Origin of the sequence: Vibrio sp. B181a (assembly GCF_030248375.1) — a bacterium.
Lineage (GTDB): Bacteria > Pseudomonadota > Gammaproteobacteria > Enterobacterales > Vibrionaceae > Vibrio > Vibrio campbellii.
In genome coordinates, this window is the sequence record NZ_JAHGAD010000045.1 from 53,322 (window position 1) to 78,578 (window position 25,257).

General features: G+C 45.2%; 21 protein-coding genes and 3 tRNA genes. 9 read left to right on the plus strand and 15 right to left on the minus strand.

Annotated features, from left to right (window positions below):
- Positions 1-36: 36 nt before the first annotated feature.
- The 4 genes from KIO97_RS19310 (at position 37) to KIO97_RS19325 (ending at position 6,283) form a co-directional block, all read left to right on the plus strand.
- Positions 37-1,047, plus strand: a complete 1,011-nt coding sequence (locus KIO97_RS19310) for an AraC family transcriptional regulator (protein WP_285383717.1) — start codon at positions 37-39, stop codon at positions 1,045-1,047.
- 541 nt (positions 1,048-1,588) lie between these two features.
- Positions 1,589-2,851 (plus strand): hydroxymethylglutaryl-CoA reductase, encoded by a 1,263-nt coding sequence (locus KIO97_RS19315; protein ID WP_285383718.1) that lies wholly within the window; start codon positions 1,589-1,591, stop codon positions 2,849-2,851.
- 534 nt (positions 2,852-3,385) lie between these two features.
- Positions 3,386-4,948 carry a DUF1800 family protein gene (locus tag KIO97_RS19320; RefSeq protein WP_285383719.1) on the plus strand — a complete coding sequence of 521 codons (1,563 nt, stop codon included), beginning with the start codon at positions 3,386-3,388 and terminating at the stop codon, positions 4,946-4,948.
- Between the two features lie 9 nt (positions 4,949-4,957).
- Positions 4,958-6,283 (plus strand): DUF1501 domain-containing protein, encoded by a 1,326-nt coding sequence (locus tag KIO97_RS19325; protein WP_285383720.1) that lies wholly within the window; start codon positions 4,958-4,960, stop codon positions 6,281-6,283.
- A gap of 68 nt (positions 6,284-6,351) precedes the next feature.
- On the opposite strand, the gene KIO97_RS19330 is transcribed toward KIO97_RS19325, so the two are convergent.
- The gene (locus tag KIO97_RS19330; protein ID WP_045367854.1) at positions 6,352-7,449 is read right to left on the minus strand and encodes a ketoacyl-ACP synthase III; all 1,098 of its coding nucleotides are present in this window, start codon (positions 7,447-7,449) and stop codon (positions 6,352-6,354) included.
- A 165-nt stretch (positions 7,450-7,614) separates the two neighbouring features.
- Between KIO97_RS19330 and trxC the strand changes: the two genes are divergently transcribed.
- Positions 7,615-8,049, plus strand: a complete 435-nt coding sequence (gene trxC, locus KIO97_RS19335; RefSeq protein ID WP_005427146.1) for a thioredoxin TrxC — start codon at positions 7,615-7,617, stop codon at positions 8,047-8,049.
- Positions 8,050-8,225: 176 nt separating this feature from the next.
- Positions 8,226-9,386 (plus strand): MFS transporter, encoded by a 1,161-nt coding sequence (locus tag KIO97_RS19340; protein ID WP_285383721.1) that lies wholly within the window; start codon positions 8,226-8,228, stop codon positions 9,384-9,386.
- 34 nt (positions 9,387-9,420) lie between these two features.
- Here the strand turns inward: KIO97_RS19340 and KIO97_RS19345 are convergent, their stop codons facing one another.
- Together KIO97_RS19345 and KIO97_RS19350 are read right to left on the minus strand one after the other, a co-directional pair.
- A complete protein-coding gene (locus tag KIO97_RS19345) occupies positions 9,421-9,807 on the minus strand; it encodes a nitrous oxide-stimulated promoter family protein (RefSeq protein ID WP_240306480.1) in 387 nt (128 codons plus the stop codon).
- A gap of 57 nt (positions 9,808-9,864) precedes the next feature.
- The gene (locus KIO97_RS19350) at positions 9,865-10,374 is read right to left on the minus strand and encodes a GNAT family N-acetyltransferase (RefSeq protein WP_047477103.1); all 510 of its coding nucleotides are present in this window, start codon (positions 10,372-10,374) and stop codon (positions 9,865-9,867) included.
- Positions 10,375-10,446: 72 nt separating this feature from the next.
- On the opposite strand from KIO97_RS19350, the gene KIO97_RS19355 reads away from it, so the two are divergent.
- Complete coding sequence (locus tag KIO97_RS19355) at positions 10,447-10,635, plus strand: DUF2986 domain-containing protein (RefSeq protein WP_285383722.1); 189 nt, start codon at positions 10,447-10,449, stop codon at positions 10,633-10,635.
- 52 nt (positions 10,636-10,687) lie between these two features.
- On the opposite strand, the gene KIO97_RS19360 is transcribed toward KIO97_RS19355, so the two are convergent.
- On the minus strand, positions 10,688-12,304 hold the full coding sequence (locus KIO97_RS19360) for a methyl-accepting chemotaxis protein (protein WP_045376795.1): 1,617 nt from the start codon (positions 12,302-12,304) through the stop codon (positions 10,688-10,690).
- A 465-nt stretch (positions 12,305-12,769) separates the two neighbouring features.
- Here KIO97_RS19360 and KIO97_RS19365 point away from each other — a divergent pair, with 465 nt between their 5' ends.
- On the plus strand, positions 12,770-14,101 hold the full coding sequence (locus KIO97_RS19365; RefSeq protein WP_045367869.1) for an anaerobic C4-dicarboxylate transporter: 1,332 nt from the start codon (positions 12,770-12,772) through the stop codon (positions 14,099-14,101).
- 101 nt (positions 14,102-14,202) lie between these two features.
- On the opposite strand, the gene KIO97_RS19370 is transcribed toward KIO97_RS19365, so the two are convergent.
- The gene (locus KIO97_RS19370) at positions 14,203-14,691 is read right to left on the minus strand and encodes an NYN domain-containing protein (protein ID WP_005532134.1); all 489 of its coding nucleotides are present in this window, start codon (positions 14,689-14,691) and stop codon (positions 14,203-14,205) included.
- 120 nt (positions 14,692-14,811) lie between these two features.
- Between KIO97_RS19370 and KIO97_RS19375 the strand changes: the two genes are divergently transcribed.
- On the plus strand, positions 14,812-15,252 hold the full coding sequence (locus KIO97_RS19375) for a DUF4174 domain-containing protein (protein ID WP_285383723.1): 441 nt from the start codon (positions 14,812-14,814) through the stop codon (positions 15,250-15,252).
- A gap of 21 nt (positions 15,253-15,273) precedes the next feature.
- On the opposite strand, the gene cobA is transcribed toward KIO97_RS19375, so the two are convergent.
- The 10 genes from cobA to KIO97_RS19425 form a co-directional block, all read right to left on the minus strand.
- The gene (gene cobA / locus KIO97_RS19380) at positions 15,274-16,032 is read right to left on the minus strand and encodes a uroporphyrinogen-III C-methyltransferase (RefSeq protein WP_005440981.1); all 759 of its coding nucleotides are present in this window, start codon (positions 16,030-16,032) and stop codon (positions 15,274-15,276) included.
- A 298-nt stretch (positions 16,033-16,330) separates the two neighbouring features.
- Positions 16,331-17,179, minus strand: coding sequence for a formate/nitrite transporter family protein (locus KIO97_RS19385; protein ID WP_038891276.1), 849 nt, complete (start codon positions 17,177-17,179; stop codon positions 16,331-16,333).
- A 177-nt stretch (positions 17,180-17,356) separates the two neighbouring features.
- Positions 17,357-17,680: a nitrite reductase small subunit NirD gene (gene nirD, locus KIO97_RS19390; protein ID WP_005387969.1), complete on the minus strand. Its 324-nt coding sequence runs from the start codon at positions 17,678-17,680 to the stop codon at positions 17,357-17,359.
- A 13-nt stretch (positions 17,681-17,693) separates the two neighbouring features.
- Complete coding sequence (gene nirB, locus KIO97_RS19395; protein ID WP_285383724.1) at positions 17,694-20,258, minus strand: nitrite reductase large subunit NirB; 2,565 nt, start codon at positions 20,256-20,258, stop codon at positions 17,694-17,696.
- 280 nt (positions 20,259-20,538) lie between these two features.
- Positions 20,539-22,020, minus strand: a complete 1,482-nt coding sequence (locus KIO97_RS19400; protein WP_285383725.1) for a nucleoside hydrolase — start codon at positions 22,018-22,020, stop codon at positions 20,539-20,541.
- A gap of 68 nt (positions 22,021-22,088) precedes the next feature.
- Complete coding sequence (locus KIO97_RS19405; RefSeq protein ID WP_306417213.1) at positions 22,089-23,441, minus strand: diguanylate cyclase; 1,353 nt, start codon at positions 23,439-23,441, stop codon at positions 22,089-22,091.
- A gap of 126 nt (positions 23,442-23,567) precedes the next feature.
- A complete protein-coding gene (locus tag KIO97_RS19410) occupies positions 23,568-24,089 on the minus strand; it encodes a hypothetical protein (protein WP_373417330.1) in 522 nt (173 codons plus the stop codon).
- Positions 24,090-24,446: 357 nt separating this feature from the next.
- Positions 24,447-24,520 (minus strand) — tRNA-Cys (locus tag KIO97_RS19415).
- A gap of 193 nt (positions 24,521-24,713) precedes the next feature.
- Positions 24,714-24,787 (minus strand) — tRNA-Cys (locus KIO97_RS19420).
- A 118-nt stretch (positions 24,788-24,905) separates the two neighbouring features.
- A tRNA-Leu gene (locus KIO97_RS19425) sits at positions 24,906-24,992 on the minus strand.
- Positions 24,993-25,257 lie beyond the last annotated feature (265 nt).

Consider the following 25,257-nt stretch of genomic DNA (forward strand, 5'->3'; position numbering starts at 1 on the left):
GCTAAGATGGATCCTTGATAAAGGAGTATCAAAGCAATGCCGAATCAAACGTTCCACTTACCTGTCATCCAGACCAACTACGCGCGTATCTTGGTCGAAGTCTTTGCCGACTATGGGTTGGATAAACACAAATTACTCAGTGATGCTGGTTTACCTGCAGACTTGTTCCAAACCGATTCTGACTACATTCCGTCTGAATCGGTAAAACGTTTGATTCACTTAACTTCATCTCAACTTGGCGTCACTAAATTTACCGACTTATTGGTGTTGGTCTTTCGTCGCCGCGTTATACCCAATGTCTTGCATCAGTTTTTGCCTTTTCAAACCATTGGTGAATCAATGCAGCACATTGACGAGATATTCCATTTAGACTCTCCAGGCAGTAACGTTTCTTTCGAAACCCATCATGGTCATGCTTGGTTTTGTCGTTTCTCTGAACAAAAAGACACTCAAATCGCCGACTGGTCAGAAGCATTTGCGATCATTTACATCACAGAACTCATCAGCATACTGACCAAAACTACGTGGTACCCGAGCAAGGTACGTCTACAGGGCAGTAACAGCGATATCGTAAAAAGTGTCGTGCCTAGCAAGTGCCAGATCTTCGTGGGTCAAGACAAAGCTGGTGTTTATATCCCCGATGAAATTCTTAACGTGCCAATCCAAATATCAGACTCACAGTTAGGCGCTAAACCCAGTCAGCTCCAGTGGCATACGAGTTTTACCGATAGCGTGTTTGAACTCCTTCGCCCTTATGTAAGGGAGCGTAATTTGTCGATAGAAGAAGCGGCTCAGTTGCTGAGCTATTCTGTTCGAACCTTTCAAAGAAAGTTAAAGAATGAAGGGACTTCTTTTCGACATATTAAAGAGTCATTGATGTTCTCTGTTTCTTGCGAGCTTATGGAAGAAGGACACTCTCTTACCTATATATCCAATCAACTTGGCTACACTAGCATTTCGCACTTTTCACGCGCATTTAAAAGAGTGTCCGGGTTATCTCCTAAAGTGTATAAACAGTCGATAGCGCTGAACGTCAGCTCTTCGTAAGGTTATACTGCTCAGTCCATTTGAGGCTTGGTATTAGTTAATTGCTTGAGCTTGGCTTGCATCAGTGTTGCGAGTTCTATTTCATCACACAGCACTTCTACGTCCTGAACTCGAAAGTAAACAATCATACGTTACCCTCAATTGAAAACGTGGGGCTATTATGCCGTGGCGCAAACCAAGTTATTTACCATTTTACGCCATGCCAGAACATTTCACCCCCATCATTTTGATGTTCAAAATTAGAGTAATTCACCCACCTTGCGCAATTTTAACAATAATAAGAATTTAGGCTTTCGCTCATTTCTTACTCATTCACCATCCGTACCAAGCTATCTTTAAAGTTCATCTTTTCAATGAGTTAAGCTAGTTCGCAATTGTGTTGTTTGTTTTTTGTCACGCAGATAGCTCGTAATCTTCGGTTCAAGACGAATGCTCATCCCTTTGAAGCTGAGCAACCTTTTGTTGCAAAACGTATACGCGGGATTGTAATCACGTTTTGTATCACTACAATTCCAAACCAAATGAATAAAGAAACGTTTGTATGCCGAAATTAAATTTAGACAGCGCAAGGAATAGCTCTGCACTCTCTGAGAATGGAACCTGCGAAAAAGTACAATCGGCATTAGAACCGAAATACCACAAGCCAGAAAAGAAACTCTGCCTTAGCGCAGGTCTGACGGAAAAGCACATTGCGCGCCGTTGGAAAGTGCTAGAATCCATGACGGACAAAGATCTTCTTCTGGATCCTTTTACTCAATCGCATTACGACCAATACGCCAACAACATCGAACACTTTATTGGTACAGTTAATGTTCCTGTTGGTGTTGCCGGCCCTCTACGTATTAACGGTCTTTACGCGAACGACGACTACTTAGTCCCTCTCGCAACAACAGAAGCTGCATTGGTCGCTTCTTACAACCGCGGTGCAAACTTAATTACTGCCGCTGGTGGCGCAAGTACCCTTTTGATCAGTGAAGGTGTTACCCGTACACCTGTGTTTGGCTTCCAATCTCTTGCAGAAGCCGCGCAGTTCGTCAGTTGGGTGGTGACTCAATACGATATCTTCCGTAAAGAAGCAGAATCCACCACCACGCACGGCAAGCTAAAAGACATCAACGTGAATATTGAAGGCAATCATGTTTACTTGGTGTTTGAATACGTGACGGGCGATGCGTCCGGTCAGAACATGGTGACCATCGCAACACACAAGGTATTCCACTACATTCTCGAACACAGTCCTATCGCTCCGGTTGATGCTTACCTTGACGGCAACTTGTCTGGTGATAAGAAGGCCAACGCTCACACCTTGCGTTCCGTTCGCGGTAAAAAAGTATCCGCTGAAGTGACGATTCCTGCGGCTTTGGTTGAGAAATACCTGCACACCACGCCAGAAGCCATGGTCAAATTTGGCAAGATGAATACGGTCGGTGGCTTACTAAGTGGCACCATAGGTATTAACGCACACTACGCCAATGCCCTCACCGCTTTGTACATCGCATGCGGCCAAGATGCGGCTTGCGTAGCAGAATCTGCGGTTGGTATTACTCGAATGGACGTGGATTCTCAAGGAAACTTGTATACCTCTGTCACCCTGCCAAACATCATGGTTGGTACTGTAGGCGGTGGTACTGGCTTGCCAACTCAAAAAGCGTGTTTGGATATCCTTGGCTTGCACGGCAATGGCAAAGCAAAGGCGTTAGCAGAAGTCGCTGCTGGTCTGTGTTTGGCAGGAGAGCTTTCAATTGTTGGTGCATTCTGTGCCGATCATTTCTCTCGTGCCCATCATAAGCTAGCAAGAAAGTAACAGCCTGAAATCTAGGGAAGCCACTCTTTGTCATTCATAGAGTGGTTTTGTTTACTACATACCGCTAATGGCACCTCAATCAAATACTGTACAAACACCCAGTCACCACGAACATTTCGCCTTTGGCGAGCAGTATTCCCTCAGTAAGACTAGATTGAGTCATTCCTTATTCAAAATTCCTTTAAAAGCTCACACCAAGACAACTAAGCGTTATGTCATTTAACGTACGTTACTCAAACTTGACGAAAACGTTCTCCCCACCAAAGTATGAATTCAAAAAAGTTTCATATTTTGCTTGAGCCAACTCACAACAAAATACTCAATTACAATTCAATCACTTATCATTATTTCTTGTAAAAAAATAAGCTTCCACGCGACTATTTTCTGTAATTAACAACTTTGATAGCAAATTTTACCGTCTATAATCCGTTCTGCAGCTGCTTGATTTCACTAAATTTATTAATTAGCTCACCATGAGCTTCATTACTCCCGTTAAATGGATTTAAGTCGTTCCTTTGGGTAAGCGAGTTAACTATGAGACGTCAGAAACAGAATGAGATTTCTTGCTGGGTATTAGGCTTTGTTGCCATGCTGCTTTTCTTTGTTGGGCCAGTATCGGCTGACGAAGACGATCCAGATCTACCTACTGCACGCTTTTTATATCAAACCACATTTGGTCCTACTCCTACTTTAATCGACCAAGTCAACCAGACCAATTACGAGGACTGGATTTCAGAACAAATTCTTCTCCCCCCGACTTATCACAGTGATCTTTACTTCACGCCCTTTACTAAAGGGGCTCAAGCAAACCGTGAAAACGCTTGGTATCAAATCGCCCTCACCGCAGAGGATCAACTCAGACAACGCATGGCCTTTGCCCTTAGCCAAATCCTGGTTGTATCTAAGCATGGTGGTATTCTGAGCAGCAAGCCTGAAGGTCTCGTGAATTATTATGATCTACTGGTTGAAAACGCGTTTGGGAACTACCGAGAGTTACTGCTAAAAACGGCAAAGCACCCTGTTATGGGGAACTATTTGTCGATGATGGGCAGCGCCAAAGAAAACGTAAACACTGGTGCGCTTCCAGACGAGAACTTTGCTCGCGAACTAATGCAGCTTTTCAGTATTGGTTTGTATCAGCTCAACCTAGACGGGAGCATTAAATACGATCAGAAAACGGGGCATGCTCTCGCAACTTACACACAAACCGACATCCAAGAGTTAGCTCGTGCACTAACTGGTTGGAATAAATCGGATACTGCGTTCGTTTTGCCGATGCGGGTAATTAAGAACCGCCATGATGCGAATGAAAAAACGGTACTGGGCACTACCATTCCTGCAGGTCTAACCGCGGAGGAAGAGCTTGAGCGAGTGGTCGATATTTTAATGACCCACGATAATATTGCTCCTTTTGTCTCTAAGCTGCTCATCCAACGCTTTGTGACGTCAAACCCTACGCCGGGATACGTAGCCCGAGTAGCAACCGTGTTCAATAACAATGGCCACGGCACCAAAGGCGATCTTGATGCCGTTATTCGCGCTATCTTACTTGACGATGAGGCTCGGGGCCTGACTCAAGTTCGCCCTATCAAAGTGAAAGAGCCAATCTTAGCTCTTACCAATTTCCATCGTGCTGCGGGGTTCACGCTTAGTGCAGCTCGATACGATGGCGCCGTTTCAGTGATGAACATCGCCAATCAAGGTCCGTTGCGCTCACCTTCTGTGTTTAACTTCTATTCACCCGATTACCAACCTTCGGCAGACTTTGTCTTTAACGGTATTGTTTCTCCTGAGTACGAGCTACTTGATTGGTCTGTGTACACAGAGTCCGTTAACTTCATGCTTTACAGTGTTCGTAAAGGAGAAGGTTCGACCTACACACTCGACATGACGGAGCTGTATGCGTTACTCGATGACCATGACGCGTTAGTTGAAGCCATCGATGCGCGCTTCTTTGCAAATACAGCGTCACCACAGCTGCAACAAATCATGCATAACGCATTGAATGAGTACAAAACCAATTATGTTCCCACCACCAAACTTGCCTTAGTGATTTTCACCGCAATTTCTGGCATCGAATTCTACATTCAAAATTAGGAGCGAATTATGAAACTATCACGACGCAATTTTATGAAAGGAACCGCTTCTCTGAGCGCATTCGCTTCCGTTGGGCTTCCCGGCTATGCCTTGGCTTCACCAAGTAATGATTTTCGTGCTCTAATCTGCGTGTATTTAGATGGCGGCAATGATGCAATCAATACGTTCTTACCTCTGTCTGATTTTCATTACGACCAATACGCGAATGTTAGAGGCAAACTTTCCGTCGCTAAAAACAGCATCATCCCTATCGGGTTGAATGCGGAAGATAGACAAGGAAATGATGTGCCGTTAGGCATGCACCCTAAGTTGGCTCGATTGACGGAGCTATTTGACAACGGAGATGCAACTGTTGTTCTTAATAGCGGAGTTCTTGAACAACCCATGACGAAGGGAATGATTGACGCGGGTGAAGTCCCGTTACCCGACCAGCTCTTCTCCCATAACTCACAAACCAATGCCTTGATGCGCGGCGGCATGAATTCGTTCGCTAATCTTGGTTGGGCTGGCAGAATGCTTGATGTGATGAGTTCACATTCGGACATCACACCACTATACAGCGTACACGGCGATTCATTGTGGTTGCGCTCCCTTGAGCACCGACAAACGGTTCTTAAGAAAGACCGAGCGGTTCAATTGAGTGCGCTTGGGAACCCTCGTTACAAAGAAGTGTACGATCAGCTTCTTGCTACTTCTGCCAGTAACCCTTTCAGTGGTCATTTTAATCTGATGGTCGATGAGTCAATGACCATGAGCGGTGTGTTAGCAGAACAACTGCACAACGTAGAAAATGCCCCGTTGTTCACATCGACAACGCTCGGTAAACAGATGCAAACGGTCTACAAGTTGATCGCAAGCCAAAGCCATTTAAGCCAGCAGCGACAAGTTTTCTTTGTAAAACATACTGGATATGACGTTCATGATTCTCAGCTTTCCAAACACCCTGCGTTACTTGGCGATCTAGCCACCAATCTATTGGCCATGTATCGTGCAATAGATGCTCTAGGGATGCGTGACAATGTCACCACTTTTACCATGTCTGACTTTGGCCGCCGGATGACAAACAACGGTAATGGTACCGATCACGGTTGGGGTGGGCATCAGTTGGTTATGGGTGGTGCGGTAAATGGCTCGAAGCCGATTGGCACTTGGCCTGAATTGGTATTAGGTGGAGAGGATGATTATTCGAAAGGGCGTTTGATTCCTAAAATCGGAACCGACCAAGTAGGCTCAACTCTAGCCCAATGGATGGGTATTACCGATGGTGCAGCGTTAGATTACGTGTTCCCTAACATTCGAAATTTCTCGTCACCAAACCTTGGCTTTATGTCTTAATACCTCTGGAACTAGAAATTAAAAAGGGAGCGTTATGCTCCCTTTTCCTATGATGCTAATACAAGCGCTTATGCGTCTTCACCACGAGGGCGTTCGTTACATAGCTTGATTGCTCGCTCTAAAAGCTCAAGTGCTGTCTTATCGCTTTCAGGTAGCGCTGCGTCACTTTCAGCAATAGGCGTTACGCGGTCACCCCATTTCAGTACCGCTGCCCCCCATGTCAAACCAGCACCGAACGCTGCTAATAGCATGTTGTCGCCTGGCTTAACACGGCCTTGTTCTAGCGCTTCACACAGTGCAATTGGCACAGTCGCTGCTGACGTGTTGCCGTAGTTTTGGATGTTCACAAACGCTTTTTCTTGTGGAATACCAGAAAGGTCACACAGCGTTTGGATAATACGGATGTTTGCTTGGTGCGGGATTACCACGTCGATTTGATCTGTGGTTAGTTGAGAAGCTTTCAGAACCGTTTTCGCAGCCAGACCCATGCCTTTAACTGCGCGTTTGAAGATCTCTTGTCCGACAAAGTTGAAGTCCCAGTAACCGTTATCTTCAGCAAAACGATCCATACATGTACCAAACTTAGGCACGGAAAGAATGTCACGACCTTTCGCATCACAACCAATTTGTGATTGCAGTAGACCGGTTTCTTGTTCTGTACGAGTAAGTACGACTGCCCCTGCACCATCGCCGAACAATACAGCAGTATCTCGCATTGCCCAGTCAATGTAGAAAGACAGGCGCTCAGCTCCAATAATAATCGCGTTACGGTAATTACCTGATTGAATCAAACGTGTGCCAGTTTCAAGGCCATACACAAAGCCAGTACATGCTGCGTTTAAATCGAATGCGGCAGCAGAACGGATACCAAGGTTCTGTTGTACTTTAGACGCAATGTTTGGGATAAGTGAATCAGGAGAGCATGTCGCAACAATGATTAGGTCGATGTCACTCGCTTCTACACCTGCACGGGCCATCGCATGTTGCGCAGCGACCGTTGCCATATCCGACGTGTTTACGTGGCTAATGCGACGGTTTTCGATACCAGTACGGGTGCGAATCCATTCATCTGAAGTTTCAAGGAAAGTGCTAAGGTCATCGTTAGAGAGCGTAGCTGGTGGAAGACATTTTCCCCAACCGGTAATTTCAGCGTAGTAATTTGTCATCGCAGACCTATTTATTGTTGTATTTTAATGAAATTTCTTAGAACCTGTTCGGGTCCAAATACAGACTTGCCGTCTTATATTTCGGCAGGCTAAAAAATAAGTATACAAATTATGAGGCTGACTGGTAAGTCATGTTTTCATGAAGTTGTCATAAAGGAAGAAGTCATGTCATCGTTTAAAACTCGTTGTCCGTCTTGTGGCGGTTTAAATCGTGTCCCTAATGAGCGAGTTGCAGAAGCTGCTAGCTGTGGTAAATGCAAGAACGCTCTATTTGATGGTTCACCGGTAGAAGGCACTATCGATAACTTTTCGGCGCTGCTAGAGAGCAACACGCCGGTTGTGGTCGATTTTTGGGCACCGTGGTGTAACCCTTGTGTTGGTTTTGCTCCTGTTTTTGAGGATGTCGCGCAAGAACAGACCGGAAACGCACGTTTTGTCAAGATTGATACCGAAGCGCAACAACAGTTGGCTGCGCAATTTGGTATTCGTAGTATCCCAACCATTATGGTTTTTAAGAATGGCCAACGCGTCGACATGATCAACGGCGCCCTACCAAAAACTCAATTTGATCAGTGGTTAAATCAAGCACTTAGCAAATAAATCTCTTCGCCAGCCTTATTCTTAGGCTGGCGTTTTTATTCAGCTTTTCTTCATAGAATTTCGATAAATTTCTTTTGTCGAAACGACACAAATATATCATTTTACTTGCCTATTAATTAGCCTCATATTCGCGCCGAATAAACCCTGATTTTCACTTAACTTATAGGCGCAAAACATTGGAAAACACAGCCATTCCTTCAGTATCACCACGAGTCACAGTTCCTGTCGTAGCACTGTCTCTTTATGCAGTGGCATCAGGCTATTTGATGAGCTTGATCCCTCTTATGCTTGGTGAATACAACATCTCTGCTGATTACGCGAGTTGGTTGGCGAGTGTGTTTTATGGTGGCCTATTAGTTGGTGCTATTTTCTTTGAGCGTATTGTTCGTAGTGTTGGACACCGTAAAGCGTTTGTTGGCTGTTTGGCGACCTTCTCACTGACGATCGTTGCCCTTCCACTTATTCCAAATGGCATGGTATGGCTCGCTGCACGTTTCATCGCAGGTATGGCGGTTGCTGGCGTATTTGTTATTGTGGAATCATGGTTGATGTCCGGCGATGAGTCTTCTCGCGCAAAACGCTTAAGCCTTTACATGCTATCTCTATACGGTGGCTCTGCTCTTGGTCAGTTTGGTATTGGTATCCTTGGTGTAAGTGGCGGCGTTCCTTTTGTTGCGATCACTACTCTGATCCTAATGGCAATTCTGGTTTTGCTTTTTATTGATTGCGAACAGCCAAACAGCCATGAATCAACAGCACTATCGTTTAAGCAAATTTCTAAGCTAAGCCACGCAGCCATCATTGGTTGTATTGTTTCGGGTTTAACTTTGGGTGCAATCTACGGCCTGATGCCAGTAGAGCTTGTAAACCGTAAGATTAGCCACCAAGACATTGGTACGTTGATGGCGCTTGTGATCCTTGGCGGTATGCTGGTTCAACCTATGGTTACCACGTTAAATAAATACATGGCTCGTACTGTATTGATGGCGTTTTTCTGTATCCTTGGTATTTTTTCTATCGGCCTGACTTTTGTATCTTCATCAGCGGTAGTACTTGCAGCGGCACTGTTCCTATTGGGCATGGCGACATTTGCACTATACCCAATCGCAATTAACCTGGGTTGTGAAGGATTAGAAGAGCGTTTCATCGTATCTGCAACGCAAGTTATGTTGTTCAGTTACAGCGTAGGTTCAGTGGCTGGCCCAGTGGTTGCTGATAAATTCATGGGTCAAATGCACGGACTGTTGGGTTACTTGTTCGCCGCACTGCTTGCGACTTGTATCTACATGCTCATCGCAGCAACTAAGTCAAAACACCAAATGGCTGCTGGGCTGTAATATCGGCAAAACAAAATACGAAAACGAGGGACTATCACCCTCGTTTTTGGTTTTCCATTCGTTTATGGCGATTAGATGCGTTGGCAGCGGGCTTGTCAGGAACCTTCCGCTTCTCATGTAACAGGTGTCGAATCGCTAAGATTGGATGCTTTAGCAGCATTCTCGGCCCCGAGTAACGCATTACTAAACGCATTTGCTCTTTAGGCTCGGGCTTGTAGCAATGAATTGGGCATTGGTTGCAAGTCGGCTTGTCTTCTCCGTAAGGGCAACGATCAAGCCGTACTTCCGCATACTCTAACAATTCGCGACATTCTGAGCATAACTCGCCACTCGTGCCATGGTGATCTTTACAATAGACCTCCACCATCGCCTTGACGGTTTTAAATTCTGTGGCGAGTTTGCCTAATAAAATGTCGCTCATTCTTTTCCTCAAGCTAACGCGCCGTTGATTGCTGCATCTTAATCGAAGCTTATCTGGTTACAACTTCATGGTGTACAGTTGCAGAGTCCGACCATTATCGTAAGTCTGCTCGACACGTTCAAACTGAAACCCCAATTTTTCTAGCAAACTTATACTACGAATATTGTCATTATTGGTGATGGCGACCAAGTTTTCTATTTTCATTTCGTCACGAGCAAAATCCACAACGACACGAGCGGCTTCTGCAGCGTAGCCTTTACCATAAGCGCTCGGTAAGTAACCGTAGCCAATATCAAACGCGGTTAATGTGTCACGCTTTACCAAACCACAAATACCGATGGGTTGTTGTTCGTGCTTGGTTTCTACCACCAGCAAGCTGACTCCTTTCAGCTCTTGCATGCGTAGCATGTTGTCTTCGATATAACGCTCAGCTTCTTCTAGGGTTCGAATTTGTTTGTCACCAACGAAGCGATAAAAATCCGGTTGGTTATAGAGTTCTAAAATAAACGGCGCATCTTCTACACTGACAAGACGCAGTGTGAGGCGCTCAGTAGTAAGTGTTTTCATAGGGAATCCATTAGGGTTGTAACTTGACGGAAAAATCACTATCCTGCTCCGCTAAATTAAAGGACCAACACCATGAACCGCAAGAAGAAAATCAACTCGATCTTAAAAGCGAAGTTGAAAAAACAAAATGCAAAGCTTCATAAGAGCAACAAGCCTCGCTACATCTCAAAAGCAGAACGCGCGAAGATGGAAGCCGAAGAGCAAGCAAATGAGCAAACTTCACGAGTAGCTGAAGAGACTCAAGCAACAGATGAAGCATAAAAGAAAAGCCGCATAACGCGGCTTTTCTTTTACTTGTATTGGTACTTAAGAATTAGACTTTAAAGTATCTCAGTTGATCATGGAGAATCTCTGAGGTTGCCGCTAAATGCTGGCTTTCCTCTGCAAGCATTTGTGACGCTTCTTTCACTTCATTTGCCGCTAGGTGAATGGTCGTGACATTTTGCGTCATCTCGTTCGCCACTAAGCCTTGCTGCTCTGACGCTGCGGCAATCTGAGCCACCATATCATTCGAACGGATCAACTCCTCAACCATGGTTTCCAATTGCGTTTGCGTAGATTGTGAAATGCCGACACTCAGCTCCACTTTCGCATTGCTGCGCTCCATCGCTTTGACGGTACGTTCTGTACGCTCAATCAGTGAGTCAATAGTCTGTTGAACTTCGTCGGTCGATTGTTGTGTGCGACTCGCAAGGTTTCGTACTTCATCGGCAACAACGGCAAATCCACGGCCCTGCTCACCAGCTCGTGCTGCTTCAATCGCTGCATTTAAAGCAAGCAAGTTTGTTTGCTCAGAAACTTCTCGAATCACACTTACAACCGCTCGGATTTCATTCACACCCGCTTGAAGCTCTGCGACCATCTGGTCCGCAGCGGCGATGTCTTGAGAGACTTCAGCAATGGTTTGAGAGGTTTGCTGCATATCTTTCCCGCTTTGCTCGGCATGGTTGGTTACAAGTGCCGTGCTGTGCGCTGTATTCTCTGCATTGTTGGCGACATCTGAAATGGTGGTACTCATTTCCGTCATTGCTGTTGAAAGTTGTTCTAATTGTGCATGCTGACTGTTTACACTGGTCGCAGCCTCTTCACTTGCTTGTGCAATGCTTTGTGCCATATTGGCAGACTGCTGCGCAGATTCATGGGCAGCGAGTAAAGTCCCTTGTAGCTTTTCTAGCATACGGTCAATCTCGTTACTCATCTCACCCAGCTCATCTTTACGAGATGCATTTAGGCGCACAGTGAGATCACCATCGGCAATTTTGTGGGTGTTGCTGATCAGTCTTTGAAGAGGATCGATGATATTACTTGAAATGATGTAACCGAGAACCGCTAACGCACCAATTAACACCGTAGCGATGATTGCCTCTTTGATCGCTTCTTTGTAAAAGGCTTCTTGAATATCGGCAACAAGGATGCCTGAACCAACGATCCACTGCCACTCAGGGTAGATTTGTACGTAGGAGATCTTATCTTTCAACTTCCCTTCTGGGCTTTTCCAGTGGTAATCCAAAAAGCCTGAACGCGTGGTTTTGGCTATCTGAGCCATTTCGCGCCAGTGGAACTTACCTGCCCCATCTTTAAAGTTGCTCGCATCTGCACCGTTGAGATCAGGTTTAGTCGGATGAAGCAAGACTTTGAGTTCAGGCGTCAGTACCCAGAAGTAGTTGTTGCTGTCATAGCGCAATGTTTGGATCGCATTCAGCGCTTGTTGTTTTGCATCCTCAACCCCCAACTCACTTCGCTGCTGGTAGTAATGGTCAATCAAGCTAATGGCAACTTCAACTTGTGCACTAAGTTTGCTCTCTCGTTCGCTTAACGAGTTTTTACGTTGTTCGTTTAAGTTGTATAAGCAAGCCGCAATCAGAAGAAATGCAGAGAAAATAACAAGCGCAAGCAGCTTGTTTCTAACGGATAGGTTACTAAGTTTCATAATTAAGCCATTTTTATTGTGTTTTCCAACTGGAAAGCAAAATCTATAAAACAACCAGATACTTATCCTGATGCATATCAATTTTTTTAATATTTGTTATCGCGAAGTATCTTACCTGCTTACGCGCTCACACTATTATGCGTTGCGGTTATTATGAAAGCAGCCAATATAGCCAAACCCATCACTTATTACGTTTTTATGCACCTGTTACTCATTGCTTAAATTACAACCTGTTAACGTCGATTATTGCACCATTTTGGACGCAATTAACTTAACCACCCGCGGATACAAACATTCGTTCAACACTGCGACAAACGCCGCGTAACACTTGTGCTCCGTAGCGTGAGTTATTCCCAATTATTGGACATTGCTGTTTCTTATAAAATGGAATGTGAACAAGGCTAAGTATTTTTTCCTTCAATACCGAAACAATAGAAGTCCCTGTTTCTAATAAGGAAATTAAACATGTTGTATCTTGAGTTTTTATTTTTGCTCGTGATGCTGTATATCGGCTCACGGTATGGCGGCATTGGTCTTGGTGTCGTTTCTGGCATTGGTTTGGTGATTGAGGTTTTCATCTTCAAGATGCCTCCAACGTCTCCGCCAGTGACGGTAATGCTGATCATCCTCGCGGTGGTCACTTGTGCCTCCATTCTTGAAGCCGCAGGTGGCTTAAAATACATGTTGCAGGTGGCAGAACGCGTACTACGTAAGAACCCTAAACGTGTGACTCTTATTGCGCCGTTCGTGACTTACTTTATGACTTTCCTACTTGGTACTGGTCACGCGGTTTACTCCATCATGCCAATCATTGGCGACGTTGCGCTGAAAAACGGCATTCGTCCTGAGCGCCCAATGGCTGCGGCATCAGTTGCTTCTCAAATCGCCATTACTGCATCACCAATTTCAGCAGCAGTGGTTTACTACCTAGCGCAGCTATCTGACATTCAACACGAAATTACCTTGCTATCGATTCTTCTTGTCACAGTGCCTGCGACCTTGTTCGGTACATTGCTGATGTCTCTTTACAGCTTGAAACGCGGCAAAGAGCTTGAAGACGATGAAGAGTATCAAGAGCGCCTAAAAGATCCGGTTTGGCGTGACAAGATCTTAAACACAACGGCAACCTCTTTGGATGAAGTACTGCCGTCTAGTGCTCGTAACTCTGTTCTGCTGTTCATCCTATCGATTCTTGTGATTGTCGTTATCGCGATGTGGCCAGAGGTCCGTACCATCGCTGAAGGCTCCAAGCCAATCAGTATGGCGGTTGTGATTCAAATGATGATGCTCTGCTTCGGCGGTATTATTTTGCTAGCGACCAAAACCGACCCACGTGACGTGCCAAACGGTGTGGTCTTTAAATCCGGTATGGTGGCAGCGATTGCTATCTTCGGTATTGCATGGATGTCAGATACCTACTTCCAATACGCAATGCCTCAGTTTAAGTCAGGCATCGTAGAGATGGTAACCAACTACCCTTGGACATTCGCACTAGCACTATTCATTGTGTCTGTTGTAGTGAACTCTCAAGCAGCGACAGCTCGCATGATGTTGCCGGTCGGTTTAGGTCTAGGTTTAGAGCCAGCACTGCTTATCGGTTTAATGCCAGCGGTTTACGGCTACTTCTTTATTCCAAACTATCCTTCAGATATCGCGACTGTTAACTTCGATACCTCAGGTACGACTAAGATTGGCAAGTGGTACTTCAACCACTCATTCATGTCTGTGGGTTTAATCGGCGTGATTGGTGCGTGTTGTTTGGGTTACTTGCTAGGGCAAATGATCATTCCGTCATAACCTATTCATTAGACAGAATATGGGGCGAGTCATTGTACGTTTGCGTACAGCCTGAAGTGACTCGCCCTTTCTTTTTCCCGAAGCTATACCGTGAGGAGAGATTAAAGAAGAAAGTCCTCATCGACAGCAACAAAATGGTCCGCGCAATCAATCAAGGTTTGGGAAGTTAACTTTGGTACCCCATACACAGTGACTTTCTTGTTGAAGCGTTGCTGAATGCGTTCCACTAACAGGCTAAAATCACCGTCACCAGACACCAGAATCACTTCATCCACTTCAGGGGCAATTTCAATCGCATCTAGCGTGATACCCACATCCCAGTCACCTTTAGCACTGCCGTCACGACGTTGAATGTAAGGCTTAAGCATCACCTCAAAGCCAACACCACGCAAAATATGGTGGAACTGGCGCTGCTTAGGATCGTTACTCGCAATTGCATAAGCTCGTGCACTCACCACTTCTTTCCCTTGTGTCGCGACATACCAAAACTGGTTGTAATCAAAATTGCTGCGGTACGCTTCGCGACAGGTGTAATAGACGTTTTGTACGTCGACTAAGATTGCGATTTTTTGTTTGCTTTCAGAATTCATCTATTTAATACGCTTTATTTGTTTGTCGCATACCCTATGCCACTTTGCACCAAAGCACAATGAGCTAATTCCACTAAACTTACCGTATAACTTGGTATTCGCGTTACTAGGAGTGAAGCCATGAGTAAGACAATCGTTGCCCTGTTGCTTTCATGCCTCATATCGAGCCCGGTATTTGGTTATCCAGCGCATGCCCAATACTGGCCGCATCGTAGCGTGTTGTATTTTGCACCTGCGAATGACGACCACGTAAAACAGTTTTTGCTCGAAGCCCTGATGAATGAATGTGAATTGGAAGACCGCGACGTGATCACTTTAGTGATTGCAGAGGACGGTTTTACTGAACCTTCATGGTTAAAAGAAGAGTTCGATTTGAAAATGCTGGCCGCTCTCTACGAAGTCAAAGCAGGTCAACACACGGCGATTCTTTTGGGTAAAGATGGCGAAGAGAAACACCGCTGGGGAGCGAAGACCGATTGGCAATTTATCAACAACCTTATCGATGAAATGCCAATGCGGAAAAGAGAGATGCAACAGAAACGCAGTCCTTGCGCGATCTAATGCTTAAGAATAAGTCTTCGGTTACTTGCCGAACCAATCCAATTTGTTGTGCAGCTGTGTCACACTTCCCACCACAATCAGTGCAGGACTCACTGCTTGCTCTGCCATGCTAGAAAGTTCGTTCAACTTACCTTGGAACACTCGTTGTTCTGGGCGCGTGCCATTCTCAATGATTGCGCATGACATTTCTGGGTCTAATCCATGTGTGATCAGCTTGTCCATAATATGACCGCTTTGCTTCAAACCCATATAAAAAACAAGCGTGTTGTTTGACTGCGCTAGCGAGTGCCATTCAATCTCACGACCATCTTTTTGTACATGACCAGTGATGAACTGAACACTTTGAGCATGATCGCGGTGTGTTAATGGAATACCGGCGTAAGCCGTTGCACCCGCTGCCGCTGTGATACCTGGGACTACTTCGTATTTGATGCCAAATTCCGCTAATTCTTCTAGCTCTTCACCACCACGGCCAAAGATAAATGAATCGCCGCCCTTCAGACGTACAACACGCTTACCCTCTTGCGCTTTTTGCACCAAGATTTGATTGATTTGATCTTGAGGCACACAGTGAAAGTCTAATTTTTTGCCTACGTAGATCATCTCTGCTGATGCATGAGCCAATTCAAGAATGTCTTTGGACACCAAACGGTCGTACACAACAACTTCAGCCGCTTGAATGGCTTTTAAGCCTTTTACTGTGAGCAAGTCAGGATCACCAGGACCTGCACCAACAAGAGAAACAAAGCCGCTGTTTAAAGATGAGTGAGCAGTAGTCATATCAACGCCTATCGAAAAATTTAGATATAAAGAGAGACTCTTGGCAAAGAAGCGCTTTTTATAGCCAAATAGCTTATTCGTAGATGGGAACGAGATTCCCTACTCTGTCGTTCCTCCAGCTAGGGAATGACAGGCTTTTCGCTTTGCTAGTTATCGCATTAGATGAGCAGTCTTTGTTGAATTGCTCCTATATGAGTCATTCCCGAAAGCGACGAAGGAGCGTAGTCGGGAATCTCTCGGTTCAAGTCCAAAGAGAGTCCCGACTCGTTCATTACCTAATATTGGTAATAAACCTCGATTACTTAGCCATTGCAGGTTGTGCTTTTACTTCTTCTTCAGCGTTGATAGAAGGCGCAGTTTTTGCGTGAGTTAGGTACAGTGGAATACAAGTCATTACTAGACCACCAACAATGTTACCTAGGATGGTAGGGATAAGGTTGAAATTCAACCAAGTCGCGATACCAAAATCCGCACCTAGAATCATACCTAGTGGGAATAGGAACATGTTTACTACCGTGTGCTCAAATACTAGTGCGAAGAAGATGAAGATTGGGAACCACATCATTGCTACGCGACCAGACACTGAACGTGCTGTCATGTTGCCGATAACGCCTAGACATACCATTAGGTTACAGAAGATGCCGCGTACGAAACACGTGATCCATCCGTCCATACCCATGTTTTCAAAACCAAGGCTACGTGCGGTAGAAACAGCGATGAATTTCTTCGCTACTGCGTTCAGTTCTAGAGAGAAGTTACCTGTTAGTGAGATAGCCACAAGGTAAGCAACGATTAGAGAACCGATAAGGTTACCCAAGCCTACAAGACCCCAACAACGGAAAATACGCCCCCAAGTGATACCAGGACGGTTTGCAAACTTAGCCAGAGGCGCTAGACCAAAAACACCAGTTACTAGGTCGTAACCCATCACACTTAGAATCACGAAACCAACTGGGAAAACAAGCGCACCCACGATGCCAATGCCCGTTTGAACCATAGTGGTAATAGCAACGACAACGGCTAGCGATAGGATGATACCCGCCATAGTACCGCGAAGTAACAAATCGCGAGTGCTAGTGTTGGTTTTCGCTTCACCCACGTTGATCATGGTTTGAACGAATTCTGCAGGCTTATAATCAGTAGACATGAATGTGTCCTTATTCAAAAGTGAAAGTTAAAAATTAAAGATTGAATAGAGAAAGGCTTGCCGCTGAGTAACACCTAGCTTCCCTGTCCCCGCAGATGAACCACGGAAAGCCTTTGCCTATTAAATCTAGATTTCGGTTCATTCCCTCCCCCTTAGAGGAGGGAATGGAAACCAAGCTTATGCAGAAATTTCTACTTCGCCGTTGGTTACGCGCGTTTTGTACGCTTTCACGCTAAAACGCTCGTCTTCCATGCACGCACCTGTTGTCAGGTTAAAACGTTGCTTCTTAAGTGGACTAGCCACCCAAAGCTCGCCTTGGTGCTCACAAATCAAACCGCGAGAAAGCACGTTTGATTGGAAGAACGGGTCTGTGTTGCTGATCGCCAGCACTTCTTCTGCTTGTGTTGGGCGGAATACCGCAACTTGCTGACCATCAACCAGTGCACAAACACCCGTGCCCGGTACGATGTCGCTGATTTGGCAAATCTTTTCAAATGACATAATCAACCTTCCCTTATGCTTCAGTGATCGCTACGTGTAGGATGTCGCCTTTCGCTTCAGGATGTTTTTCCGTGAAGGTTGCTGGGCGGTGCTGTTCACGCTCTTGTACAAACACAACGTTGTCATCGCGCTTGTCAGAGTTGATAAAGTGAGCAAAACGAGTCAGTTGTGATTCGTCGTTGATAGTCGCAGTCCACTCACATTCGTACTCGTCTACAAGCTTCGCTACGTCAGCTTCTAGTTGCGCGTTGATGCCAAGTTTGTCGTTAACAATCACTTCGCGTAGGTAGTCAACTCCACCTTCCATGTTTTCCATCCAAACCGAAGTACGTTGTAGTGGCGCAGCAGTACGGATGTAGAACATCATGAAGCGGTCGATGTACTTGATTAGCGTTTCTTTATCTAGATCGCTTGCTAGTAGGTCTGCGTGACGAGGTTTCATACCACCGTTACCACATACGTACATATTCCAGCCTGCGTCAGTTGCGATGATGCCTAGGTCTTTACCTTGTGCTTCCGCACACTCACGAGTACAGCCAGAAACACCGAACTTCATCTTATGAGGTGTACGAATGCCTTTGTAACGGTTCTCGATATAAGAACCTAGACCAACAGAGTCTTGAACACCGTAACGACACCAAGTAGAGCCCACACATGTCTTCGCCATACGAAGTGCTTTTGCGTACGCTTGACCTGTTTCGAAACCAGCATCGATAAGCTTGCGCCAGATCTCTGGAAGATCGTCTTTTTGAGCACCAAACAGACCAATACGTTGAGCACCGGTGACTTTGGTGTACAGGTTGTATTCAGCAGCAACGTTCGCTAACGCACCCAGTGCTTGAGGTGTTACTTCACCACCCGCCATACGTGGAATAACAGAGTAAGTACCGTCTTTTTGGATGTTACCTAGGAAGTTATCGTTCGTGTCGTGCAGCTTAACCAGCTGCGGCTTAAGAATGTGCTCACCCCAGCAAGAAGCCAAGATAGAACCAGCCAGTGGTTTACAAACCTCACAGCCGTAACCTTTACCGTATTTCTCTAGAAGCTCATCAAACGTTTTGATCTCTTCAATGCGGATTAGGTGGAACAACTCTTGGCGTGAGTATGCAAAGTGCTCACACACGTCGTTCTTCACTTCGATGCCAGATTTAGCAAGCTCAGCATTTAGAACAGAGGTCACGAGAGGAATACAACCACCGCAGCCTGTACCTGCGCCAGTCACTTCTTTGATGTCACCCAATGTGTGGTGACCATCAGCAACCGCTTGAGCGATCTTGCCTTTTGTCACGTCGAAACATGAACAGATCACTGCGCTTTCTGGTAGAGCGTCTGCACCTAGTGCTGGTTTCTCTGCGCCTGCGTGTGCAGGAAGGATCAACGCATCTGGGTGTTCTGGTAGGTCGATTTCGTTCAACATAAGTTGAAGCAGATCGCCGTAGTCAGACGTATCGCCAACCATAACCGCGCCAAGCAGTTTCTTGTTGTCTTCAGAAACGATAAGACGTTTGTAAACTTCTTGCTCTTCGTTTTGGTAAACGTAACTCTTACAGCCTTCAGTACGGCCGTTTGCGTCACCGATAGAGCCTACTTTCACGCCCAACAGCTTCAGCTTCGCAGACATGTCAGCGCCTTCGAATTTGCTTTCTGTGTTACCTAGTAGGTGATCAACAGCAACTGTCGCCATCTTGTAGCCTGGAGCAACAAGGCCGTAGAACATTTCGTTCCAAGACGCACATTCACCAATCGCGTAGATGTTCTCATCAGAAGTCTGACAATAGTCGTTGATAGCAACACCGCCACGAGGTGCCACTTCTAGCTCCATTTGGCGTGCTAGTTTGTCTTGTGGACGAATACCTGCAGAGAATACGATGAAGTCTGTTTCTAGCTCTGAACCGTCAGCAAAACGCATAACATTGCGTGCGTTTGTGCCTTCTGCCGCAATCTCAAGCGTATTTTTGCTGGTATGAACGTTCACGCCCATACGCTCGATCTTTTGACGAAGTTGGTTACCACCAGCAAGGTCAAGTTGCTCAGCCATTAGCTTTGGTGCGAACTCAACAACGTGCGTTTCTACTCCCAGAGCTTTCAATGCGCCTGCTGCTTCAAGACCTAGCAGACCACCACCGACAACAACGCCTGATTTGCTCTTCTTCGCACACGCTTCGATCGCTTTAAGATCTTCGATAGTACGGTAAACAAAACAGTCTTTGCTTTCGTGACCTTTGATAGGTGGAACAAATGGGAATGAGCCAGTAGCAAGAATCAGCTTGTCGTATTGAACTTCGCGACCAGTGCTTGAGTAAACAATGCGGTTTTCACGGTTGATGTTAATCGCGCGTTCGCCGATCAGCATGTTAATACCGTGTTTCTCGTAGAAGCCTTCTTTCACTAAAGAAAGTTCATCTGCAGTATGGTGAGAAAAGTAAGAGGAAAGGTGCACACGGTCGTATGCGACACGAGGTTCTTCACAGAAAACCGTAATGTCCATATTAGACATATCAGCTTTCTCGACTAAGTCTTCAATGTAACGGTGGCCTACCATGCCGTTACCGATGACTACTAGCTTCAACTTGCTCATTGTACTTCCTAAGGGTTAGGTTCTTATCACTGAGCGCATTGTTAAATGTGAAAGAAAATTAATACATGATGTAAATCAATTACAGAATCAAACTACCCTAAAGGGGTAGGAGTAGTTTTTAACCAGTATTTAAACCTTTGCTTTCGTAATTCAAACAAAATTTCTGTAACCCAACTAATATCAACCCAATATAAATGTCATATTTCTTCATAACAAAGAAAAAGCAAACGACTAAACGCTTGCTTTTTAATCAAATTCAAGTGGGTTTCATAGGTTTGTGTTAAATAATTCCGCGGGATGTCCCTACTCTACGACCTTCTTCCATTTCCCATTGAATGCCATATTTGTCTATCCAGTAGAAAAACGAGATCGGGAATCCGTCCAATTTTTCTGGGTGATAGTTATCTGAGTCATCAATCATGGTTACGCCCTCTTGCTCTTTCAAGTATCGGAACACCTCACTACAGTTTGAGACTTCGAGGGCAATATGGCGTGGGCCACCTATATCGTAGGTTTTTGGTTGAGGTGGTATTTCGGTTGTCCCAACTGGCGTGTGATATTTCATCAATTCAAGATAGACTGATGCGTAAGGATGCTTTACAAATAACACATCAACAACGACATCTTGCCCACCTAACCCTGCATCTTGGTTAAACTCGGCCATACTCACACTCCGGTAATCCATCTTTTGACTTTGAGCATCGACTGCACGCTCAAATCCAAGCACGCGCTGATAGTAATCCGCTGCCAAATCAACATCATCAACAATGACATTGATGTGAGATAAGCCAAGCACGAAAGCACCAATGTCGCGTTCTGCAAGACGCTTGAGCATTTCCGGCTCCGCATCCGGTGACACTTCGACCACATATTCGATCTCTCGCCCCTGCTCTATCGACTCGTTACAGATCAGATACGCTTTCTCTTTGTGTTTCTCTGTATCACTCACAGCGAGCTCTACCTTTGATTTCCAATGGCGGGAAATAAACCATTCAGGATTCACAACGTAAGCGGCAGCCATCATATCAAAAGGAATAAAGCCATCTTTCGCACCAAAGATCACCTCCCACTCAGCGCACCATGCAATGGAATGGGACTCTAAGAAATGGCTAAGACTGCTCCCGTGGCTCATTTTATGAAGCTCTTTAAAGTTAATCCAAACTTGCGCGCAAGCTTCAAATGGGACAAGTGTTACTGGGATATCGCTATCGAGCAGTACTTGAAAAGCCGCTTGATCAACTTCAAAGTTCAAATCTCGAAATGGTCTCGGTTGGCGTTTGCTGGCAACAAAGTGCTGCTCTGTACTGCGTCTACCCGCTACGCACACTACTTTTTCAATACTCTTAGCTTGTTCTGGGAAATGACGAATGAGCAAAGCAATGTTGGTCAGTGCGCCAATTGCAAGAATGGTTAATGGCTCTTGTCCTAGTTGAGTGGCGAGATCGTTGACGGCCGGGGGAATATCTTTCGTAGAGTCTAAGTAAGTGGCACTCCCTTGCGACACTTCAAGGTAAGTCGGTCCAAACTTCTTAATGAAAGTTCTCGCAATACTTGTGGTCACTTCAATGTCATCACAATTGCCGAGTGTCGAGCTTACTCCGACGATTTCGACTTCTTGGCTTCTTAGTAGTAAACCTAACGCGTATCCATCATCGACATCACAAAGTTTAAAGCCATCGTGATGTCCGATCGTGATATCTGTGTCAACCCAGACTCGTGTTTGTGGGCGACAGTTATGCTTATCCTCTCCGATGTTATGCATCGAGACTCCTTTCTCTTCTTTGGTCTTAAATGGCCGAACGGCCGAATTAAATGGAATGAAACTAAAAACTACAGGCTGATCGGTTCTGCCATAATGACAACGTTTCGACCTTTATCTTTTGCTGTGTACAAGTTCTTATCTGCAACTTCAAAGGCTTGCTCTAACGCTTTTTCACAGGCTTCTAAATCAAGGTGTGGCGTTACTTTTGTAAGTGGAACCGCACCCACTGAAATCGTCACAACTTCAGATGGCAGGTTTTTGATATGGGGGATGGCAAGTGTTTCGACTGCTCGTCTCAAGTGCTCAACTTTGGAGTTCAACACGTCTAAAGTGTTACCGTAGATAAGCAAAGCAAACTCCTCTCCGCCTAAGCGAAACGAAGTTTGATCTTTACCTAGCTGAGAACGAAAGACTTCAGCGACATCACACAATGCGTTGTCCCCTTCAGTGTGTCCATAGGTATCGTTAAACTTTTTGAAGTTATCGATATCGCACAACACAAAGCAGGCATAATTCATGTGGCTAAGGGTTTCATTCACGAATACCGGGGCACTGCGCTTGTATAAATAACGTGAGCCAATCCCTGTTAAGGTATCCGTATCCGTTTGCTGACGAAGTACCCTCAATTGGTTTTTGATTTTGGTGATCAAACTTGAATAGGAACGTGCGAGTTCACCAATTTCATCTGAACGTGTGATTTCTGGGATATGTGATTGGTCAATCTTTTCGATGTCTTTCTTCATTGATTGAGAAAGACGCTTAAGCGGACTCACAATCCATATTGTGACCATATAAATCAACACCATAGAAATCAGTGTCGCGGTTAACGCCTCACTAAGCAGCTCTTTTATCAAGTAACCTTTAATGTTATCCAATGCGCTCGCATCTAACACAGCCCAGATGTACCCACCATTGATATTTCTTAAAGGCAAGCAGACATGTAATACAGAAAGAGTTGAATCATAATAAAAATCTGATTGCTGCAAAGCACTTTTATTCCAAGGAAGTTCTGTCTCCCGGTTTAACGTTTGACTGGCCGAGAGTGACGCTAAATCCACATTGGTTTTGTTTATTAGGTATTGAAGTTTATTGCGTTTGATCTCCTCCGTATCTGGCGTCATCGACAACATTTTCACCAGATTGGCCTTTTGGTTTTTTAAGACCTTAACTTCTTGATCACTGACATCAATTCGCCACACTTGGTTCGATTCAGACAAATAGCGCACTGCTACATTTTGAGTTTTGTAATCTGAAACACCCGATATCTCAATAAACAGAAGATCATCGATCGCTCTGAGATTTTCTTTCGTCGATGGCATCATGAGGTTGGCGTAGTTGCGACCAGCTATCGAGCCAGACAAAAACGTTACTTGAGAAGACAAATGGGTTTTCGCCATGGTCGCAGCATGCTCAATACGCATGTTCCATTCACTTTGGAAACGCGTAAATGATAAACCTAAGATAATGGAGAGAACCAACACCAGATGCGAAACAAACAGCATCTGGTTAATCGTCAACCAGCCGAAAACTCGATTACTCACAATCAACTACTGTTTGTCTTTATAAGCACCTAGAACGGGCTCAGCACATGTTCCATTGATACAAATGTCCTGATATGTCGTGTGGCAGCTCTGACAAAATGAGGGCTCCAAAGAAGGATGAGTATGGCTAATATCTTTGCCTTGACGATCATAACTACCATAGATGGCCATGCCGCCGATATGCTCAGTCACCCAAACGATCCCATCAACTTCTGAAATAGCCACTGCCGTTGGACCGTCAGTATATGGCCCGTGAGTTTTGTATTGTTGGATTTTCTGAGGGTTTACGCGGATCGTGAGTGGTGATCCTTGACCATTATTGATCCAGCTATACGCTCGAACGGATTCTTGAATAAACAATGAGGTGTCAGGCGGCAGAACAGTGTCTGCAGGTAGGTTTTGTGACTCTTTAACCACTGGCCAATCTTGCCACCCTTCTGGGTAACTCGCCATTGAGGCTGCGAAAGCAGTGAGCGACGCAGCACTTAACGTTAAGGCTACGAATGGCCTGCTTAAATGAGATAACACGTGTACTTCTCCCTAATACAAAATGGGCTCATCCTGAGCCAAAAACTAACAATGTCATATATTAACAATAAGTTATATATTAACAATAAGTTATATATGATGTTATCAATTAGCCTTTGGTAATGCACTCAGTTTATAATTAACAACGTTCTGTTAATACAGTTGAATCGGTGTTTTGGGAACTAAAGAGAATGACGAAAAGTGTAAAATGAGGGTTCTGTCGAAATTACTTACGTAAATAACGATCAAGTGTAACGATTTTGTGGGTTCTAAGAAGTTAGTTTTGTTGGGAATTTCCAATGGTCAGAGGTCTGAACTAAGGCTTTGGATTCAATTTACGGGTGAAAAGAAAGATAATGGAGGCGCCTCCCGGAGTCGAACCGAGGTCCACGGATTTGCAATCCGCTGCATAGCCACTCTGCCAAGGCGCCATAGTGTTTCAATAAAGAAACTCTGAAATGTATCGTCTGGGTTGCCCCTTTCGATGGCCGCTACTTTACGGAATTATCAGTGAGTGTCAAAGGAAAACACCTAAGCCTGAGTCGTTCGATATAAAAAGCAGCAACTTGTCGGTTTATCATTCAACACTTAGAGCGATGGTACCCTTTAAATGTCGATGTTGAATGGAGGCGCCTCCCGGAGTCGAACCGAGGTCCACGGATTTGCAATCCGCTGCATAGCCACTCTGCCAAGGCGCCTTACCGAATTGTTGTTCTCAACTAGCGCGAGATGGTGCCCCGGGCCGGAATTGATGGTCCGACACTCGGCCGGTCAACTCGACGGCGGGATATTAAATCCACGCACTCAATTTGCGGATGGTGCCCCGGGCCGGACTTGAACCGGCACAACGCGAACGTCGAGGGATTTTAAATCCCTTGTGTCTACCAATTCCACCACCAGGGCAACGCAATCAATGCGATGGTAACACCACCTGCTCTAACGACCTTCGCCGTGAGAACGAGGCGTACTTTAACGGATTAAGATTCTAGGTCAACAACAAATTTTATCTTTTTTATTCATGCGGTTAAAAAGCAGACTTGCATGCACAATCTGCGATCATTTTGCGCAATTCATATACATATCAAATGGCTTACCTACTATTCACTGTGGTGCCTACACAAACAAAAACACTTCAAAATCCTCATATATTGAATGAATACTGACGCAA

Excerpts from the sequence above, each read along its gene's own strand:
- KIO97_RS19310 (WP_285383717.1), top strand. The coding sequence starts at position 37 with ATGCCGAATCAAACGTTCCACTTACCTGTCATCCAGACCAACTACGCG.
- KIO97_RS19315 (WP_285383718.1), top strand. The coding sequence starts at position 1,589 with ATGCCGAAATTAAATTTAGACAGCGCAAGGAATAGCTCTGCACTCTCT.
- KIO97_RS19320 (WP_285383719.1), top strand. The coding sequence starts at position 3,386 with ATGAGACGTCAGAAACAGAATGAGATTTCTTGCTGGGTATTAGGCTTT.
- KIO97_RS19325 (WP_285383720.1), top strand. The coding sequence starts at position 4,958 with ATGAAACTATCACGACGCAATTTTATGAAAGGAACCGCTTCTCTGAGC.
- KIO97_RS19330 (WP_045367854.1), bottom strand. The coding sequence starts at position 7,449 with ATGACAAATTACTACGCTGAAATTACCGGTTGGGGAAAATGTCTTCCA.
- trxC (WP_005427146.1), top strand. The coding sequence starts at position 7,615 with ATGTCATCGTTTAAAACTCGTTGTCCGTCTTGTGGCGGTTTAAATCGT.
- KIO97_RS19345 (WP_240306480.1), bottom strand. The coding sequence starts at position 9,807 with ATGAGCGACATTTTATTAGGCAAACTCGCCACAGAATTTAAAACCGTC.
- KIO97_RS19350 (WP_047477103.1), bottom strand. The coding sequence starts at position 10,374 with ATGAAAACACTTACTACTGAGCGCCTCACACTGCGTCTTGTCAGTGTA.
- KIO97_RS19355 (WP_285383722.1), top strand. The coding sequence starts at position 10,447 with ATGAACCGCAAGAAGAAAATCAACTCGATCTTAAAAGCGAAGTTGAAA.
- KIO97_RS19360 (WP_045376795.1), bottom strand. The coding sequence starts at position 12,304 with ATGAAACTTAGTAACCTATCCGTTAGAAACAAGCTGCTTGCGCTTGTT.
- KIO97_RS19365 (WP_045367869.1), top strand. The coding sequence starts at position 12,770 with ATGTTGTATCTTGAGTTTTTATTTTTGCTCGTGATGCTGTATATCGGC.
- KIO97_RS19370 (WP_005532134.1), bottom strand. The coding sequence starts at position 14,691 with ATGAATTCTGAAAGCAAACAAAAAATCGCAATCTTAGTCGACGTACAA.
- KIO97_RS19375 (WP_285383723.1), top strand. The coding sequence starts at position 14,812 with ATGAGTAAGACAATCGTTGCCCTGTTGCTTTCATGCCTCATATCGAGC.
- cobA (WP_005440981.1), bottom strand. The coding sequence starts at position 16,032 with ATGACTACTGCTCACTCATCTTTAAACAGCGGCTTTGTTTCTCTTGTT.
- KIO97_RS19385 (WP_038891276.1), bottom strand. The coding sequence starts at position 17,179 with ATGTCTACTGATTATAAGCCTGCAGAATTCGTTCAAACCATGATCAAC.
- nirD (WP_005387969.1), bottom strand. The coding sequence starts at position 17,680 with ATGTCATTTGAAAAGATTTGCCAAATCAGCGACATCGTACCGGGCACG.
- nirB (WP_285383724.1), bottom strand. The coding sequence starts at position 20,258 with ATGAGCAAGTTGAAGCTAGTAGTCATCGGTAACGGCATGGTAGGCCAC.
- KIO97_RS19400 (WP_285383725.1), bottom strand. The coding sequence starts at position 22,020 with ATGCATAACATCGGAGAGGATAAGCATAACTGTCGCCCACAAACACGA.
- KIO97_RS19405 (WP_306417213.1), bottom strand. The coding sequence starts at position 23,441 with ATGCGTATTGAGCATGCTGCGACCATGGCGAAAACCCATTTGTCTTCT.